16 protein-coding genes are annotated in these 16,352 nt (G+C 69.9%); 3 read left to right on the forward strand and 13 right to left on the reverse strand.

What is annotated here, in order from left to right:
* Positions 1-3: 3 nt before the first annotated feature.
* From RM25_RS12040 to RM25_RS10325, 9 genes are all read right to left on the reverse strand, one after another.
* The gene (locus RM25_RS12040; RefSeq protein WP_080774554.1) at positions 4-3,714 is read right to left on the reverse strand and encodes a LysM peptidoglycan-binding domain-containing protein; all 3,711 of its coding nucleotides are present in this window, start codon (positions 3,712-3,714) and stop codon (positions 4-6) included.
* Positions 3,711-4,109 carry a hypothetical protein gene (locus tag RM25_RS10290; RefSeq protein ID WP_044636429.1) on the reverse strand — a complete coding sequence of 133 codons (399 nt, stop codon included), beginning with the start codon at positions 4,107-4,109 and terminating at the stop codon, positions 3,711-3,713. Before RM25_RS10290 ends, RM25_RS12040 begins: the two co-directional genes overlap by 4 nt.
* A gap of 224 nt (positions 4,110-4,333) precedes the next feature.
* A complete protein-coding gene (locus RM25_RS12045; RefSeq protein WP_052809193.1) occupies positions 4,334-4,690 on the reverse strand; it encodes a TadE/TadG family type IV pilus assembly protein in 357 nt (118 codons plus the stop codon).
* A 40-nt stretch (positions 4,691-4,730) separates the two neighbouring features.
* A complete protein-coding gene (locus RM25_RS10300) occupies positions 4,731-4,955 on the reverse strand; it encodes a hypothetical protein (RefSeq protein ID WP_013162041.1) in 225 nt (74 codons plus the stop codon).
* Between the two features lie 84 nt (positions 4,956-5,039).
* A complete protein-coding gene (locus tag RM25_RS10305; RefSeq protein WP_013162042.1) occupies positions 5,040-5,945 on the reverse strand; it encodes a hypothetical protein in 906 nt (301 codons plus the stop codon).
* Positions 5,938-6,828 (reverse strand): type II secretion system F family protein, encoded by an 891-nt coding sequence (locus tag RM25_RS10310; RefSeq protein WP_044636430.1) that lies wholly within the window; start codon positions 6,826-6,828, stop codon positions 5,938-5,940. Before RM25_RS10310 ends, RM25_RS10305 begins: the two co-directional genes overlap by 8 nt.
* A complete protein-coding gene (locus RM25_RS10315) occupies positions 6,825-8,600 on the reverse strand; it encodes a TadA family conjugal transfer-associated ATPase (protein WP_013162044.1) in 1,776 nt (591 codons plus the stop codon). Before RM25_RS10315 ends, RM25_RS10310 begins: the two co-directional genes overlap by 4 nt.
* Positions 8,597-9,634 (reverse strand): hypothetical protein, encoded by a 1,038-nt coding sequence (locus tag RM25_RS12050; RefSeq protein WP_013162045.1) that lies wholly within the window; start codon positions 9,632-9,634, stop codon positions 8,597-8,599. The genes RM25_RS10315 and RM25_RS12050 overlap by 4 nt, the downstream gene beginning before the upstream one ends.
* The gene (locus RM25_RS10325) at positions 9,634-10,149 is read right to left on the reverse strand and encodes an SAF domain-containing protein (RefSeq protein ID WP_144406068.1); all 516 of its coding nucleotides are present in this window, start codon (positions 10,147-10,149) and stop codon (positions 9,634-9,636) included. Before RM25_RS10325 ends, RM25_RS12050 begins: the two co-directional genes overlap by 1 nt.
* Positions 10,150-10,306: 157 nt before the next feature.
* On the opposite strand from RM25_RS10325, the gene RM25_RS10330 reads away from it, so the two are divergent.
* Positions 10,307-11,632: an ISL3-like element ISPfr2 family transposase gene (locus RM25_RS10330; protein WP_026138135.1), complete on the forward strand. Its 1,326-nt coding sequence runs from the start codon at positions 10,307-10,309 to the stop codon at positions 11,630-11,632.
* 702 nt (positions 11,633-12,334) lie between these two features.
* On the opposite strand, the gene RM25_RS10335 is transcribed toward RM25_RS10330, so the two are convergent.
* The gene (locus RM25_RS10335; RefSeq protein WP_044636432.1) at positions 12,335-13,024 is read right to left on the reverse strand and encodes a trimeric intracellular cation channel family protein; all 690 of its coding nucleotides are present in this window, start codon (positions 13,022-13,024) and stop codon (positions 12,335-12,337) included.
* Between the two features lie 179 nt (positions 13,025-13,203).
* On the opposite strand from RM25_RS10335, the gene RM25_RS12055 reads away from it, so the two are divergent.
* Together RM25_RS12055 and RM25_RS10345 are read left to right on the forward strand one after the other, a co-directional pair.
* On the forward strand, positions 13,204-13,812 hold the full coding sequence (locus RM25_RS12055) for a TetR/AcrR family transcriptional regulator (protein WP_013162048.1): 609 nt from the start codon (positions 13,204-13,206) through the stop codon (positions 13,810-13,812).
* Positions 13,813-13,957: 145 nt separating this feature from the next.
* The gene (locus tag RM25_RS10345) at positions 13,958-14,182 is read left to right on the forward strand and encodes a hypothetical protein (RefSeq protein WP_013162049.1); all 225 of its coding nucleotides are present in this window, start codon (positions 13,958-13,960) and stop codon (positions 14,180-14,182) included.
* A 59-nt stretch (positions 14,183-14,241) separates the two neighbouring features.
* Here the strand turns inward: RM25_RS10345 and RM25_RS10350 are convergent, their stop codons facing one another.
* From RM25_RS10350 to RM25_RS10360, 3 genes are all read right to left on the reverse strand, one after another.
* A complete protein-coding gene (locus tag RM25_RS10350; protein ID WP_041704873.1) occupies positions 14,242-15,021 on the reverse strand; it encodes a helical backbone metal receptor in 780 nt (259 codons plus the stop codon).
* 85 nt (positions 15,022-15,106) lie between these two features.
* Positions 15,107-15,712 carry a hypothetical protein gene (locus RM25_RS10355; RefSeq protein ID WP_013162051.1) on the reverse strand — a complete coding sequence of 202 codons (606 nt, stop codon included), beginning with the start codon at positions 15,710-15,712 and terminating at the stop codon, positions 15,107-15,109.
* Positions 15,713-15,830: 118 nt separating this feature from the next.
* On the reverse strand, positions 15,831-16,322 hold the full coding sequence (locus RM25_RS10360) for a hypothetical protein (protein WP_013162052.1): 492 nt from the start codon (positions 16,320-16,322) through the stop codon (positions 15,831-15,833).
* Positions 16,323-16,352: the final 30 nt, after the last annotated feature.

Raw genomic sequence — 16,352 nt, forward strand, 5'->3', positions numbered from 1 at the left:
GGCTCATGCCAGCCGTGCGCGGGCCTGGCCCTCCATCACCTCCTGCAACAGTTCGACGGTCTCGTCCTGCAGGTCGACGCCCAACAGCCGTGCATGGCGGGTGATGTGCAACACGAGCCGCTCCACCTCGAACCGGTTGCCGGCCAGGTGCTCGGAGCGCAACCGCAGGCGCAGCAACATCTCGTCCTCCGGGGCGGCGCTCAATGCCCGTGCCGCAGCCCACCGGGCGAGGTCGACGTTCCCGGCGGCCAGGCCGCGTTCCCCCAGGGTGACCCCGATGTCGCGGATGGTGCACACCATGTCGGTGCGCAGTTCCTCGGCCCAACGCCATTCGCCGGGTGCCGCGTCGGCCAGTGGCGCGCCACGCACCATCGACAGGGCGGCCACCAGGGCCTCATCGCCGGCCTTGTTGACGCCCACCGAGATCAGCAGCTGCAGCTGCTCCCAGTCGGAACTGACGCCGGGATGCAGCGCGATGTGGCCGGTGTAGGCATCGGGCAGATAGGGCTCGCCGGCCTCGTCGGCCCCCAACCAGGCACGCAGCCGCGACATGTTCGAGCGTCGGGTGGTGTCGGCGATGAGCAGGTCGCGTGTCATGCGCACGGCGTTCGATCCGGGATGGTGCAGGATCCATGCGCAGTATTCCTGGCACTGGCGCACGGCCCGGCTGGGCTGGCGTCCCCGGGTGTTGACCAGCTCAACCGGCCCCAGGATCTTGAGGAAGGGTGCATCTATCGGCGGCGCAAGCACGGTGGACTCCTCCGGTAATGAGGTGGCGGGAACGGTGGGTAGGGCGACGAGCGGCACATCCGCGCCGGCGGGTGGGCCGGCATGGGGGTCGCCGTCACCGTCGAAGCGCCACCACCACGCCTCCTCGTAGTCGGTGTCGTCCGCGGCGTCGAGCAGCTCGACGATGGCCCGGCGTGCCGGCGGCATCACCAGGTCGGGGGTGAACTCGGTGCCCCGCCAGCGGGCCCGGTCTTCGCCCAGTACGAGCGGGCACTCGTGCGCGTCGTCGTGGCAGACCACCGCGATTCCCAGGCGCCGCAGCGCCTCCGGACTCTCGGTGCATGGGTCGTGCAGGAAGAACACGGCGGGCAACCAGGCGTCGCGCAGCTCCGGGTCCAGGCGCAGGACGTCGGCGTCGCGATCGGGGGGCAGGTTTCCGCTGCGGTGGGCGACCAGGGCCGCCAACCGCGCCGCCAGGTCGTCCTCGCTGGCCGCGACGAGCAGGTTCGGTGCTTCGAGGCGTTCCAGCCAGCCACAGTCGGGTGGCACATGCACTTCGGCGACGGCCTGGTTGGCCGACAGCTGCACCGCCATGGCGGCGAACAGGCCGGTCACCAGTTCGGTGTCGGGGGAGCTGACCGCCAGCACCCCCAGGGATGCGAGGTCCAGGCGCACCGGGTCGTCCCCGGCGACGCCCAGCTGCACGGCCCCGCCGCCTGCGTCCTGCGGGATCAACCCACCGGGGCCCAGGTCGTCAGGGGCCGGGTCGTCAGGGTCCATGTCTTCAGGGCCCATGTCGTCTGGGCCCGGGCCACCGGCCTCGATGTCGCCACGGTGCGGGACACCATCAAGGCCCCCAGTGGCCGGATCAATCACCGAAGGGTCGCCACGGTCGCCAGTGCTGAGGCGTCCGACCGGCTCGTCCGGCCATGATCGATCAAGGGACGAGCTCCGGGCCCCGGGGCGGGAGATCTCGAGGACATCGGCCACATCGTCCGCGCCGGGCGCGCCGGGCGCGCCGTGCATGCCCCGCACCGACCCGGGCGACGCCGAGACCGCGGCAAGGGCCGCTCCGGCGCGGGCGCTGTCTGCACCCACGGCGTGGCGGCGGCGTCCCAGCGGACGCGCATTGAGCTGCCAGCGACGCCGCAGTCCCAGCACGCCCAGTACGGCAGCGGCGGAGGCCGCCCCGATCGGGCCCACCAACGAGAGCACCTGATTGCGCACATCGCGCTGGCTGCTCAACACCGCTCCGTCGCGCGCGGCCTGCTGAGCGGGTTCCTCACCGGTCGCCGATTCCGCCACTCCCGTCCAGCGCGCGATGTCCGAGGCGCCGGCCTCGTCTGATGACGCCTCGCGCGCGGAGGTCTCCTCGCCGGAAGACCCCTGCGATGCGGCGTCGTGCCCCTCGCCGGCGGATTCGCTCGCAGGCCCGTGCGCGCGTGCCGTGCCGGAACTCGCGTCGGCCACGGCATGGTCCCGGGATTCCTGCTCCCCGGCCGCTGGGTCGGCATCTGCTCCCACGCCACCGGCCCGGGCCACCTCGTCCGGCGCTGCTGCGTGGGCGTCGCCGCCTGCGTTTCCGGGCACCACGGCCCGAGCCCCGGTCCCTGTCCCGTCAACCAGTTGGAAGTCGGCACGCTGGGGGCCGGCCGGCTGTGAACCGGCCGTTGTGGCGGGCCCCTGCCCCGGTGCCACCGCGGGCAGCACCAGGCGCTGTCCGGGGTGGATCAGGTCGGGTTGTGGCACCTCCCCCGCGTTCGCGGCGGCCAACAGGGGCCACTGCGCACCGCCACCCAGATGGGTCTCAGCCAGCTGCCACAGCGTGTCGCCCGGGGCGACGACAACATCGCCGCCGCCATGGCCGGCACCCGATGGATCCGGCGACGCGGGTGGCTCAGCGGGCACTGCCGCTTCCCCGTTCCCGCCCGCATCCGGCTGTCCGGCTTCGTCGGCCTGCCCCGTTCCGGTCGCTGGCCCAGCATCATCTGACAACCCGGCATCATCTGACAACCCAGCATCATCCGAGAACCCGGCGCCTTCCGGCGACCCTGGATCATCCGGCGACCCTGCATCGAGGGATGGCTCCGCCGACTCGTCCACACCGTCGTCGTCCGTCACGATGGCCGAACCATCCGGACCGCCGTCGGACAGGACGGCCACGCCGTCCGGATCGTCCTCGTCAGACGGGGCGTGCGCCCCGAACTCCTCATTGAGCAGCTGGACGGTCGAGTTGGCGACGGCCCCTTCGGATGCGTGCGATCCCTCGGGAACCGCCGTGTCCTGCAGGGCGTCGGGCACCGTCGCGCCGGGAATCTCGATCATCACGCCCACGGGCAGGGCGTCCACGGCGGAAAGCCCCAGCGTGGCGTTCGCCCCGACGATGTCGCGCCACTGTTCCCCGGCGCCGTAGTAGTGCTCGGCCAGGGTCCACAGGTCGTCACCGGAGACGATCTGGTGCCACTGGGAATCGGCCCGAGGGCTTGTTGCTGCCGAGTCGGTACGGGAATCCCGTGACGGTGCTTCCTGCGCATCTGCTGCGGCCAGGGGCGTCGCAGCCGCCGGCCCCTCCCCCGCTACTGACTCCGCAGACACTGCGGCCGACGTGGACGACACCGAGGCACAGGGCGCGGAGTTCGTCGCAGCCGATTGCACGCCGATCAGCCCGGCGATGGAGGCGACGAGCACGGCGGCGGCCGGACCGAACAGCCGTGATCCCGGAAGGCGCACCGAGATGCGGCCATGGCTCACCGCCGACAGTGCCTCGGCCACCACCGAGCCGGTGAGCATTGCCCACGCGACCCAGCCGAGCACGGTGAGGGCCAACAACACCAGGGAGCCGTCGTCGGGACGCGAGAGGATGCCCGACCACTCGATGCTGAACAGCAGGTCTCCGCGGCCCCAGTGCACCAGGGCGATGGCCCCGCCGGGGACCAACGCGAGCAGCACGAGCAGGGACGTGACACTCGACAGGACTCTTCTCATGGCCTTCGCTCCTTGTAGGTGTCCAGCCGCGACACGGCATGGCCGGTGGCTTCCAGGGTCCCGGGCATCGCCAGCACGAGGTCCGAGAACGCGACCCGGCAGGTGACGTCGACGCCGATCTCGCCGGAGCGGCCCGCCGCCAGGGAGAAGGCCGAACCGTCGACCTGCACCTCGGGGTCGACACAGTGGCTGGACACGGCGTCAAGGTCGGCGGCGATGGCCGATCGGGCGGCCTGGACGGCCTTGTCGTGGGTTGCGGCAAGGCTCGCTGCCCGGGCACCGGCCGCGGCGGCGTCGTGCACCTGGGCACGCACCGACCAGATGCGCCACCCGGCAGTCATCAGGGCGATGAACAGGACGATTCCGGGCACGATCACCACCACTTCGATGCTCACCGCTCCCCGCTCGCCGTGCCGGCTCTCCCGCCGACCTGCCTTCCGACCTACCCACTCGCGCGGGCCGGCCCACCTGCGGCGTCCCGAGCTCTCCGGGGACGCGGCTTCGTGCACGGCCCTGCCGCCGACGTGTCGGCCGGTCCGGCCCAGCGTGTTCACGGTGTGGTCAACCCCTCCTGCTGTTTGCTTGCCCGGGTGCTTCCCGGCCGTACTCGTCCCGGGCCCTACTGCTCCTTCGCGCGGGTGGCCGTCACCGTGACGTCACCCAGCCCGACGTCGAGTGGCAACGGAACGGTCGCCTCGACCGTCACCGAGATCTCCGTGTCACTCACAAGGGAGTGTGTGCGCACCGCCTCCAGTTGACCGGTCATGTCGGCAACGACCTTCTCTGCGGCATCCGAGGAGATCCCGGACAGGGCCTGCGTCTCGGCGGCGGTGAGCGCCGCCTGCTGCACGATGCTGCGTCCGTGCAGCCACACGCCGGCCTCGATGAGCCCGAGCACGATGAGCATCAGCACCGGCGCGAGCACGCCCCATTGCAGTGATTCGCTCAGGCCACGCTCGTCGCGCCGACGTCGCACGACGACCGACCGCGACCCCCGGCGGGTGCGGCCGGCCGCCTCACTTGGGCATATTGGATTCGACATAGCTGCGCACGGCGGCGATCACGATGCCGGCAACCACCACGGCGCCGGCCAGCAGCACGGCGTTCTCGGTGGACTGCGACAGGCCACGTTCATCGTCGCGGGCGCCGTGGTCGTCGCGGACCGCCGGCGTGGGCATCGCGACGAATCCGACGACCAGGGCGGTGAGGCGGCTCAGTGTCTCCAGTGCTCTGCTTGCCATGTGGATCAACTCCTTGTGGGGGGCGACCCCGGCGGGTGCCGGGATCGGTGGGGATGGTTCAGGTCAATTCCGTGCGGGGCGCCCTCATGCCACACCGGCCAGGCGCATCAGGGGCGGCGCGATGAACGACAGGCCGAAGACCATCACCGGCAACGCCATCCACAACGTCATGCGTTCGCTGACCTCCTGGGCCTCCATGCGCCCCGCACTGAGGTGGGCGTCGCGCAGTTCCTCCACGCGGGCGGCCAGCGCCTCGGTCAGTGAGGCGCCCTGCTCGTCGAGCTGCATGATGTCGGCGAGGTCCTCCAGGGGAGGTAGGCGCAGGTCGTGGGCCAGCCGCCGCAGGCCGTCCCAGGGCGGACGCTGTTCGAGTCCCGCCTGGGCCAGCACGCCACGCACCCGCCGGAAGATCGCCACATCGGACACCGATGCGGCTGCCGACAGGGCCTGGGTGGCGGAGCGATTGGCCATGCGTTCCAGCATCACGAGGTCGAACAGCGTCAGCAGCGCCTCGTCGGCCTCGAACCGGGTGCGCTTCGACCCGGCCCGCAGCGACAGGTCGGGCCAGCACCAGCCCAGTGCGCCCAGTGCCAGCGCCACCAACAGGGTGGGGGCACGCAGCGGCGAGCCCATCGCCGCGCTGACCGCCGTGACGATGGTGGGCAGCGCCAGGCCGGCCAGGCACAGCACGATCTTCTCGGCCATGAAATCGCCGATCGACCGGTCGCTGAGCTGCAGCATGCCTCGTGCGCGACGCCCCAGGGGCAGGTGCAGACGCGCATAGGCGTAGGCACCGAGGCGCTCCAGCGAGGAATCGGCGTCGCGCACCAGGTCTTCTTCGGGGCCCTGCCGGCCGGCCACGGTGCCATCCAGCGCGGCAAAGGCGTCGCCCATGCGCACCGGACGACGTGCCCAGCCGGCGAGCACGAGGAATGCGCCCAGTCCTGCCACGGCACCGGAGATGATCACCAGGATCGCTGGGTCAGGCATCGTCACCCCCGGCGGGGGCCAGCTCGACGCCGTCGCCCTGCAGGATGCGCTCCCGCTGCTCGGGCGTCGACATGCGGCGCAGCATCACCAACGAGCCCAGGTAGGCGGCCAACAGGCCGGCACCGAGCAGTTGGCCGGTCGGTGTGAGGTAGGGCGCCACATAGTCGGGGTTGAACACGGCCACGCCGACCAGCACCACGACGGTGATGAGCGTCACCTGACGCACCACGATGCGCGGTTTCGCCCGCTCGGTGGCGATCTCGCGCAATGACTGCAGGCGACGCCGGGAGTGCTGGCCCAGTGCCCGCAGGGCGTCGCCGGTGCCGGTGCCACCGCGGCGGGTGGCCACGATGAGGGCGGCGATGATGGCGTCGGCATCGGGGTGGGCCAGGTCATCGGCCATCGCCCGCAGTGCCGAGGCGGTGGACCAGCGGGCATCGAGCCTGGCGATCAGCCCGTCGACGGGGGCCCGCAGCACCGGCGCCACCTGGTTGCGGGTGGCCCGGATTGCGTCGGGCACCGACTTGCCGGTGGACACTGATCCGATGAGCAGCCGCACCCACCGATCGCAGGCCTCCAACACCTCGACGTCACGGTTCGGGGGCGCCGACAGCAGGCCGGGCAGCACCAGGATCAACGCGGGCACGCCGCCGGTAACCAGCAGCGATCGTGTGAGCAGGTAGCCGACGAGCGCGCCGGCCACCGCCAGTGACCAGCTGATCTGTTGGGCACGGGTGGCGCCGTGCCACCGGGCGCGCACCAGCACCGGGATGCCCGGGCCCGAGACATCGCCACGACGACGCGGCCTGCGCACCAGCCCCTCCACCACGGCGAAGACACCGAAGATGGCGGCGGCACACAGCGCGACGAGGACCGGGTTCATCGCCCACGCTCCCGCGACGCCGGGTCGCCGGCGCTCCGACGATGGGTGGCCGGAGCGCCGGTGGGCTCCGCGAAGGGGGCCAGATCGTCGAGCAGGCCCTGGCCCGGGTCGAACACCTGCGGCTCACCGGTACGGGAGGTGGCGTAGACGAGGTGGGTGGTGGGCTGGCCATTCTCCATCGATCCGGTGAGTGCGCGGATCTCGGAGATGAAGCGCTTGCGCACCCCGCCGCGCCAGGTGTCGTCCACCAGCGAGACATGCACCAGCAGGTGCACGTTGTAGGCGATCTGGCGATAGGCCTCGTCGAGGCGCAGCACACCGCCGGCCGCCACGCGTGCCGCGAGCCGGTCGATGGTGGATGCCGCTGAATGCGAGTGGGTGGTGGTCAGCGCGCCGGCGCCGGATTGCATGGCCTGGAGCATGGCGCCGGCCTCGTTGCCACGTACCTCACCGATCACCAACCGGGACAGGTTCTGGCGCAGGGCCTCGGGAATCAGGTCGGCGACCGTGTATTCGCCGATGCGGCGTCCGTCGACCACCTCGCCCAGGCCGATCTTGGCCTGCAGGGCCACCATGTTCTGACGGCGCGATTGCAGGTGGGTGAGCAGCTCGTAGTCGGTCTCCAGCGTGCCGAATCGCTCGGTGGCCGGGATCGCGCCCACCATCGCGCGCAGCAGCGTGGTCTTGCCGGCACCCTGGTCGCCGGAGATCACCACCGACTTGCGGGCCAGCACGCAGCGACGCAGCAGGTCGGCCACCTCGGTGGGCATCATCGAACCGTGGGCCAGTTGCTTGAGGCTCACCTCGGTGAGCAGGTGCTGACGGATGATCACCGAGGGACGATCGGCCAGCCCGAAGGCCACCGCATGCAGCCGGAACTTGTTGCCCAGCGCCACGGTGATGGTGGGGTGGGCGTCGTCGAAGGGCCGCGGCGGATCGGCGTTCTCGCCCAGGAAGCGCACGGCGGCCACGAGTTCGTCGTCGGAGTCGGCCACCGGGTCGAGCCGGGTGCGGCGCCCGTCGCCGAATTGGGCGAAGACGCAGTCGTAACCGTGGATCTCGATGTTCTCCGCCTCGGAGACCTCGAAGATCGGCTGCATCCGTCCGTAGCCGAAGATGGCGTCCTCGACGGCCTTCACGTACCGCTGTTCCAGGGCGATCGGCCACAGGGCCCGGCCGGCGCGGTTCAGCTCGTCGGCGTAGTCGTGCACGGCGCGCCGGATCAGCGAGCGGCCCATCAGCCGGCGATCATCGTCGGCCATGCGTCGGTGGTGTTCCTGCTCCCACCGGGCCTGTTCGGCGGTGATGAGCTCGCTGATCGTGGACCGCAGCTGGGCGACGATGGACCAGTCAGTGGTTTGGTGGCCCGACGGGCCGGGGACACCGCCCGCACCCGGACGCTGATTGTCGGCGGCCTGCATCGGCGTGCCGACGGGACGCCCAGCGGGCACCGTGCCCGGGGTCCGCACGCGGTGGGCTGCTCCTGCAGAGGTGGGGGCCGACTCGGATTCCTGCGGGACCCCACGCTGCGGGAGGTCCACCGGCTGCGTCCCGAGCGGTGAAGCGGACGCGGAAACGTTCGCCGGGGTCGTGACGACCTGGTCAAGGAGCGACAGGGCGTCGGCCAGGCCACCGGGGGACGGGCCATCCCCCCGGTCAGGGTGCGGTGCCCCATCCCCCGCGTGGAGCGGTGGCGCAGCCTGCCCCGGACGAAGGAACGGAAGGGCTCGTCCCGGGCCAAGGGGCGGCAGATCGGACGCGCGGTGGGTCATGGTCGGGGCCTCCCGGTTGCCAGCGGCGGGTCCACGGGGCCGGCCATCCGATCGCGAGCGCCCGGGGTGACGCCGGCGGACTGTACGGGTGCCCGGCCGATGCTCCCTGTCAGCGGGTCATGCGATCGGGAGGTCCCCGTCGCGAGGTCACGGGAGGAATTCGGTGTGGCGATCACGCGGGCCGAGACGGCCGATGCCGCCGCACTGGCACTGCGCATGAATGAGCGCTCACGGAAGCGGCGCGGCTCGTCGCCACCCTCGCTGAGCACGGCGGCCTCCTCGGGCTGCCAGGCCATGTCGGCAACCACCGGCACGCCGAATTGGGCCTCCACGTCGCCATCGGAATAGGGCCGCGAGGGGCCCACCACGAGCAGCCCCAGCTTCGCCGCAGGCGCCAGGGCTGCCGTCCGCTCACGAAGGGGCGGCAGGTGGAGGCGGGCGGCGGCCAGTGACCGCAGTGAGCTCCGCACCACCATCAGCACCACGTCCGCGGCACCCAACAGCGCCGAAGGCAGGCCCTGATGGCCGACGCGCCCGGCATCCACGATCACGTCGACCCCGCTGCCGGCCAGGCCGGCGAGGGCCTCGGCGACTTCGGGCCAGACGGGATCGAAGACCGCGACCGATCCCGGATGGGAGAACCCGGGCAGGAACTGCCGGGCGACGGGGCGGGACTCCGCCACGGCCGGGGCGCCGGGCCGCTGGTCGGCGATGGGCTGCCCCGTAGCATCGAACCGGCCCATGGCCTGGTCGGGAACGCCAGCCGATCCGGCGGGCGCGTCGTCCAGCAGGGAGACCGTGCGGTCCCACAACAGCGGGGCCACCGGACGCATCTCGCGGTGCGCCTGGGCAAGTTCGACCAGGCCGCGCGTGGCCAGCGGCCGTGCGCCGAGCCAGCCCGCCTGCACGGTCTGGGAGACATCGCGATCAGAGTCGACCAGCAGCACATCGCGCGGCCAGCACAGGGTGAGTGCCAGGGCACTGGTGGTCACGCCGGGTGATCCGGTGGCGCAGGTGAGCAGGACGATGGCCATCAGGCTGCCGTCCCGTGCACCACGACGAGACGTCCCGCCGCGGCCAGCGTCGCGATCCGCAAGGAGGCACCGGCCGGCACGTCCAGGTCGAAGTTCCAGGAGCCGTCGGACTGACGGCTCGGGGTGCCCACGATGGTGGCCGGCACGCTCAGCTGCTCAGCCCTGAAGCTGGCGTCATCGGTGGGCCCGGGGGCGGCCGAGATGATCACGGCCGAACCGGCCACAAGATCACCGGGAACGCGGCCGGCCACGAGGTGGACCCCCACGTGATGGCGCCCGGGACGCACGGTCTCCTCGCCCAGGGCGCTGGCCGGCACCAGCATGCCCTGCTGCAGTTCCACCAGGGCGGTGGTGCCGATCAACGTCGACAGCTGTTCGGCCCCGATGGTGGCGACGCCGGGCGCCGAACCGATGCTCGTGGTGCCCAGGTCGGCGCCGTCAATGGTGGCGCCACGCGGCACGGCGCGCACCATGACCACGACCTGGCGGGCGTCGGTTGCCTGGTGCCAGGCCACGGCGCAACCAAGTCCGCCGAGGCAGGCACAGAGCACGCCGATAATGAGGGTCTTCTCAGATGAGGGTGTAGGTCGGCCGGGCGCGTCGGTCCGCAGATAGACGTCGAGGTCTCCCGACGATGGAGGTTCCTACGCCATCCATCCGAAAGACCTCGACGTGTCCGACGCTACCCCGCCGGCCGGCTTCGGCCGCCCTGACCTGACCGCCTTCGCTCGACTCGACGGCCTCGGTCTGAGCGTGACCGGACAACGACTTGAACCGGATCGTGCGGTCCTCGCGTGCCGCGTGGTGGAACCAGATCAGTGGTGCCGACGGTGCGGCAGCGAAGGCGCTGCTCGTGACACCGTGATCCGGCGGTTGGCCCACGAGCCGCTGGGCTGGCGACCGACCGTGCTGGAAGTTGTAGTGCGCCGCTACCGCTGTGCCGACTGCGGACACGTGTGGCGCCAAGACACCAGCGCCGCGGCGGAGCCACGCGCGAAGCTCTCGCGCACCGGGCTGCGGTGGGCGCTGGAAGGGATCGTGGTCGCACACCTCACCGTCGCCCGTGTCGCCGAGGGACTCGGGGTCGCGTGGGACACCGCCAACAACGCGGTCCTGGCTGAAGGCAAGCGGCTGCTGATCAACGACCCCACGCGGTTTGAGGGCGTGAAGGTCATTGGCGTCGATGAGCACGTCTGGCGCCACACCAGGCGTGGCGACAAGTACGTCACCGTGATCATCGACCTCACCCCGGTCCGCGATGGCGCCGGCCCAGCAAGGCTGCTGGACATGGTCGAGGGCCGGTCGAAGGCGGCGTTCAAGACCTGGCTCGCCGACCGCGACGACGCCTTCCGTGACGCGGTCGAGGTGGTCGCGATGGACGGCTTCACCGGGTTCAAGACCGCCGCTGCAGAGGAGATCCCGGACGCGGTCACGGTGATGGATCCCTTCCACGTCGTGCGCCTGGCCGGTGACGCCCTCGACAGGTGCCGGCGCCGGGTCCAACTCGCGATCCACGGGCACCGTGGGTTCAGGGACGACCCGCTCTACAAGTCGCGGCGCACGCTGCACACCGGCGCGGACCTGCTCACCGACAAGCAGAGCGACAGGCTACGCGCGCTGTTCGTTGATGACGCTCACGTCGAGGTCGAGGCGACCTGGGGTGTCTACCAGCGCATGATCGCCGCCTATCGCCACGAGGACCGGCAACGTGGCCGCGAGCTCATGGAGAAGCTGATCACCGACCTCAGCGCCGGCGTCCCCAAGGTGCTCACCGAGCTCACCACCCTGGGCCGGACCCTGAAGAAGCGAGCCGCTGACGTGCTCGCCTACTTCGAACGACCCGGCACCAGCAACGGGCCGACCGAGGCGCTCAACGGACGGCTCGAACACCTGCGCGGCTCCGCACTCGGGTTCCGCAACCTGACCAACTACATCGCCCGAAGCCTGCTCGAGACCGGCGGCTTCAGACCCCAACTCCTACACCCCCGATTGGGATGAGCCGATAATGATCAACCGCGGACTTCTGCGCGCACGCAACGACGGGACTGCCCGGCGTGTGAGCTCGGAAAGTGATTTGCGGGGAAATGCCACCATGGAGAGATCCCTTTCGGCACGGGCCGGGGGGACCCGTGCGTGAGAAACATAGATGAATCCCATTCCGCAACTCAACTCAGATTTGCACCATTGTGGACGACCGCATAGTTATCCACAGGCATTGACATCGACGAATTCAGGCGTGTCGCCGACCCCGGCCAACGAGGAACTAAACCTGCGTCCCCCAAGAGATTGATGGCATTCACCCTTGTCATCACCGCAATGACGCCCAGCGGGCCGGCGAACCACAGCGATGCCATTCATCGCGCGGCACGGGCCCGCTGAATCCCCTTGGGGGAAACCGGAAAGATTCCTGCCGGCACGACGCCGAATCACCGCCAGCGGCGACCATGCCGAACTTCAGCGTGCCCCGCTCATGGTTGACGCCGCACTGCGCCGGGGAAGCCCCGTGAACGGCCACTGGACACGGCGCCCACGCCCGCACGGCCAGCACCCGCCGCGCACCATCAACGACAGCGTCCGGCCGGGAATTCGCCAGCACCGCCCGGGATGGAAACGCGCCGTGGAAGGGGCCGGTCAGACATCTTCACCAGATCCGGAAAGGTGGAGAAAAGCGGCCCACCACTAGGCCTTTCACCATGTTGGCTAACGACGCCTGATCCGGATATATCTCCGGAAGTCCTTGCCCTTGAAGGGATTGGAGATCGAGCACGGAAGCGTCCAACCGCGCCAGGCGGAGACGATCGTCAACAGGCTGCCGACAGCCATCGCAATCACCGCGCCCCACGCCGAATCGCCCAGCTTGTAGAAAATCACCACGAGAACCGATGAAACCAGCGCCGACGTGGCGTACAGGGTGTTGTCACCGAAGATCACGGGCATCTTGCGGCTCAACAGATCGCGCAACATGCCACCACCGGTTGCCGACACGACGCCCAACAGCACCGCCTGCACGGGGCCCAGCCCGAAGACCAATCCCTTGTGCGTTCCGGTGTAGGCCCAGGCACCCAGTGCCAACGCGTCCATCAGGGGGAACAGCCGTTCCTGGAAGACCTTGCGGATGGGCACGACGAAGGCCACCAGCGCCCCGACGGCCGCCAGCGGAATGTAGATCGGGTTGGTGAGCGCCACCGGTGTGCCGCGACCGAGCAGCACGTCGCGCAGGATGCCACCGCCCAGCCCGGTGGCCAGTGCGAGCACGGTGAATCCCACCAGGTCGAAGCGCAGTCGCTTGGCGGTGATGCCGCCCAGGATCGCATTGGCCAGCACTCCGATGAGGTCGATCACGAGGAATGCCTCGCCCATGATCGGCAAGGTGCCTGCACCGATGGGCATGAGGGGCTCCCGCTAGAGGCTTGGCCGGAAGGCGGTAGAAGTGCCTGATTTCACCGCGTGGACGCTCGCATCGTACAAGGCTGGCGCACGCCCACGATGCAGCCCGCAGCTTGTGGAACACCACCACCGCCGCGTCCACAGGGCCCCCTGGTCAGCCCCCTGAGCCCTACCATGGTGCCGTGCCCGAGCAATCCCGCAGCGTCCGCAGCCACCAGGCGATCATCGATGCCACTGCCGACCTGATCCGCACCCGTGGGGTGGCGGGCACCTCCATCGCCGACATCATCACCGCGTCGGGAACCTCGGCGGGCTCGATCTACCACCACTTCCCCAACAAGCAGGCGATCGTGGTGGAGGTGGCGCACCAGACGATGCGCTGGCCACTCACCGCCATCGAGGCCTACCTCAACCGTCCCGCACCACCCGCCGACCTGTTCGGCTACGCCCTGGACGCCCTGCGCGTGGCTCCCGAGCTGAGCGACCTGCTGGTGCAACTGGGCTCGGGCTCCCTGAGCGACGATGAGCTCGGCCGCCAGCTGCGTGCCGAGTTCAGCCAACTGCGCGATGCCCTCGACGAGACCCTGGCCGTGTGGGCCACCCGCAACGGCCTCACCGACGACCGGGTCGCCGGCCTGGGCCAGATGCTGGTGGGACTGGTGCTCGGCTACGCCGCCCAGCGCGTGCTCATCGACCAGTTCGATGAGGAGGCCTATGTGTCCCACGGCAAGGCGATGCTCGACGCGGCGGTCTGCCGACCCGGCAACGACCAACTCCCCGACGGGCGCTGACACCGGCCCGGCAGCGTGCATGCGTGCATTTCCACCCTCAAGAACCATTGACTGGCGACGCGCAGGTGGGAGAATTGAACTGACAACACAGCGGTTGTCACCCGGCCCGCAAGGCCGCGGCCGCATCGGTTCCGAAGGAGGAATCATGATGCACAGTCGACGCAGGCTCGTCTACAAGTGGGTAACGATCACCGTCCTGATGCTGGGCCTGGCCGTGGCCATCGACGTGATGATCGGCGATCGTCGCTCCGACATCGAATACCTGATGTGGTCCGTGACCGCCGCCGCCATCGGATATGCCGGATCCTTCGGTCACGACTGGTGGGTGCGCGCCGGCTTCTCCGGACGCCACCACCCGCTCGCCGGCTGAGCCGCACCAGATCGGCCCCACGACATCGGTCGCGCGACACCAGTCCGGCGTCGCAGGCCTCAGAAGATCAGCTTGCGCACCTCGGCGCGCGCGTCGGTCATGCCCGGGCCGTACCAGGCCATCGGACGCTCGGGCATGATGCGCACATCCATGCCCTCGAACGCCTCGGGCCCGTCGGTGGGGCTGAACGCATAGGGCTGGTCCATGAGCAGCACGCGGTCGGCGCCGCTGGCCTGCAGGGCGTACAGGTCCACCTTGGGATAGCGGGCGTTCTTCCAGTCGTCCACCGGCAGCGGGGCCAGGTCGACGCCGCTGCGATGCAGCACATCGGCCACATAGGTGTTGGGGCCCACGACCATCCACGGGTCACGCCAGATGCAGACCACCGCGCTGGCGGTGACGGTGGGATCGGGCTCGGCCCAGTTCTGCTCGGCACGGGTCAGCCAATCGGGCCGTTCCCTGCCCAACGCTTCGGTGAAGAGCCTTGTCAGGCTGGTGATCGCGCTGTCCACGGTGTCGATGCTGGTAACCCAGACGGGCACGCCATCGGCCCTCAAGTGCTCCACGTCGAACGCCCGGTTCTCCTCCTGGTTGGCCACCACGAGGTCGGGGTGCAGCTGCTCGATCACCGTGCGATCGGGATTCTTGGGGCCGCGCACGCGCGTGACCGGATGGCCGGCCACCTCGTCGAGGTTCTCCGGACGCACGCAGAAGTCGGTGGCCCCATAGATGATTTCGCGGGCGCTCTCGGCAAGCGCCTCGGTGAGCGAGGGCACCAGGCTCACGACGCGCTCCACGGGGCGGGAAATCCGCACCGGGGCCCCCAGATCGTCGGCCAGCAGGTCGCCGCCCATCAGTTCGTCAGACATCAGTGCTTCCTCTCGCTTGTGGCCATCATGGCACCGCGACCAAGGCCGCCCTGCGTCAGCCCGCAGAGGGCTCCTCGGCTGCGCCGGGCTCGCGCGATGCGTCAGGCGCACCGGGCTCGTCGGGCGCGTCGGGGGCGGTGTTGGCCGCCTCCTGCGGGTACAACATGCGACGCCCCTCCATGATCGTCTCGCCGAGATCGGCCAGCTGGCCGTCGGGGGTGAGGATCAGGAACACCGGCACCCACTGCAGCATGGGATTCGAGGCGCTCATCTCGGTGACGTCCTTGCCCACCTCCACCAGCGTCGTGTCGACGAACTCGCCCTCATAGGGCGAGCCGGTCTGGATCGCATTGATGAAGCTCTGGCGCCCGGTGGGGCGTCGCAGGCGGCCGCCGGCACCCAGCACCACGGGCCACAGCGAGGGACGCTGCATCAGCTTCGAGAACTCGGTGACCACCGGCAGGATGAGCAGGCCCTGCTGCTCACCGCGCAGGCTGAGTCGTGCCGTCAGCTCACGAAAGTCCTTGGCCACCTCTTCGAGCTCGCCGTCGGGACGGTTCGTCAACAGGGTTCCGTCGGGATTGACCGACACCCGGTAACCCTGGACCTGCCGGGGCGCCTTGCCACGCTGGGGGCCCTTCGGCCCTGTGCTGCGACTCACCGTGCTTCTCCATTCGATTGCCCATCGGGACCGTTGGCTCCAGCCCGCGCATGGGTCCACATTAATTGGACGCTCCCACAGCGCCAGCATCCCCCCGGTGCACAGCCTGCGCCGACGCCTATTTGATCCAGCCCTTGTGCAGTGCGTAGGCGAGGTCAACCAGCTTGCGGTCAGGGGTGATGAGGATGAATCCGGGCACCCAGTGCACCCGCTGGTCGGCGGCGTGGGAGGCCTCCGCGAGGTTCAGGTCATTGACCAGCGTGCCCACCTGCGCCAGCGTGACGTCGTGGTATTCGCCGTCGTATGCCTCGTTGGCCCCGAAGGCATCCATGAACGCATCGGGGTCATCGGGCGACACCAGCGCGCCGGTGGTGGCCACCATGATGGGACGCGGTCGCGGTGCGGCCATGCCGTCGCCGAAACCGGTGACCACGGGGATCTTGGTGACGCCGCGCTGGGTGAACTGCTGGTCGAGGTCGTCGAACAGCACCGCGAAATCGGGGGCGATCGTGTGGTACTGGTCGTCGTCCTCCATCTGAGCGATGCTTCCGTCAGTGTCGACCACCACCGAGAAGACCTCCAGGCCGGTGCCGGGGGTGCTTACGCTCATCGTGGATCTCCATTCGTCAGGCCGTATGCG

This window comes from Propionibacterium freudenreichii subsp. freudenreichii, from assembly GCF_000940845.1.
In the GTDB taxonomy this organism is placed as follows: domain Bacteria; phylum Actinomycetota; class Actinomycetes; order Propionibacteriales; family Propionibacteriaceae; genus Propionibacterium; species Propionibacterium freudenreichii.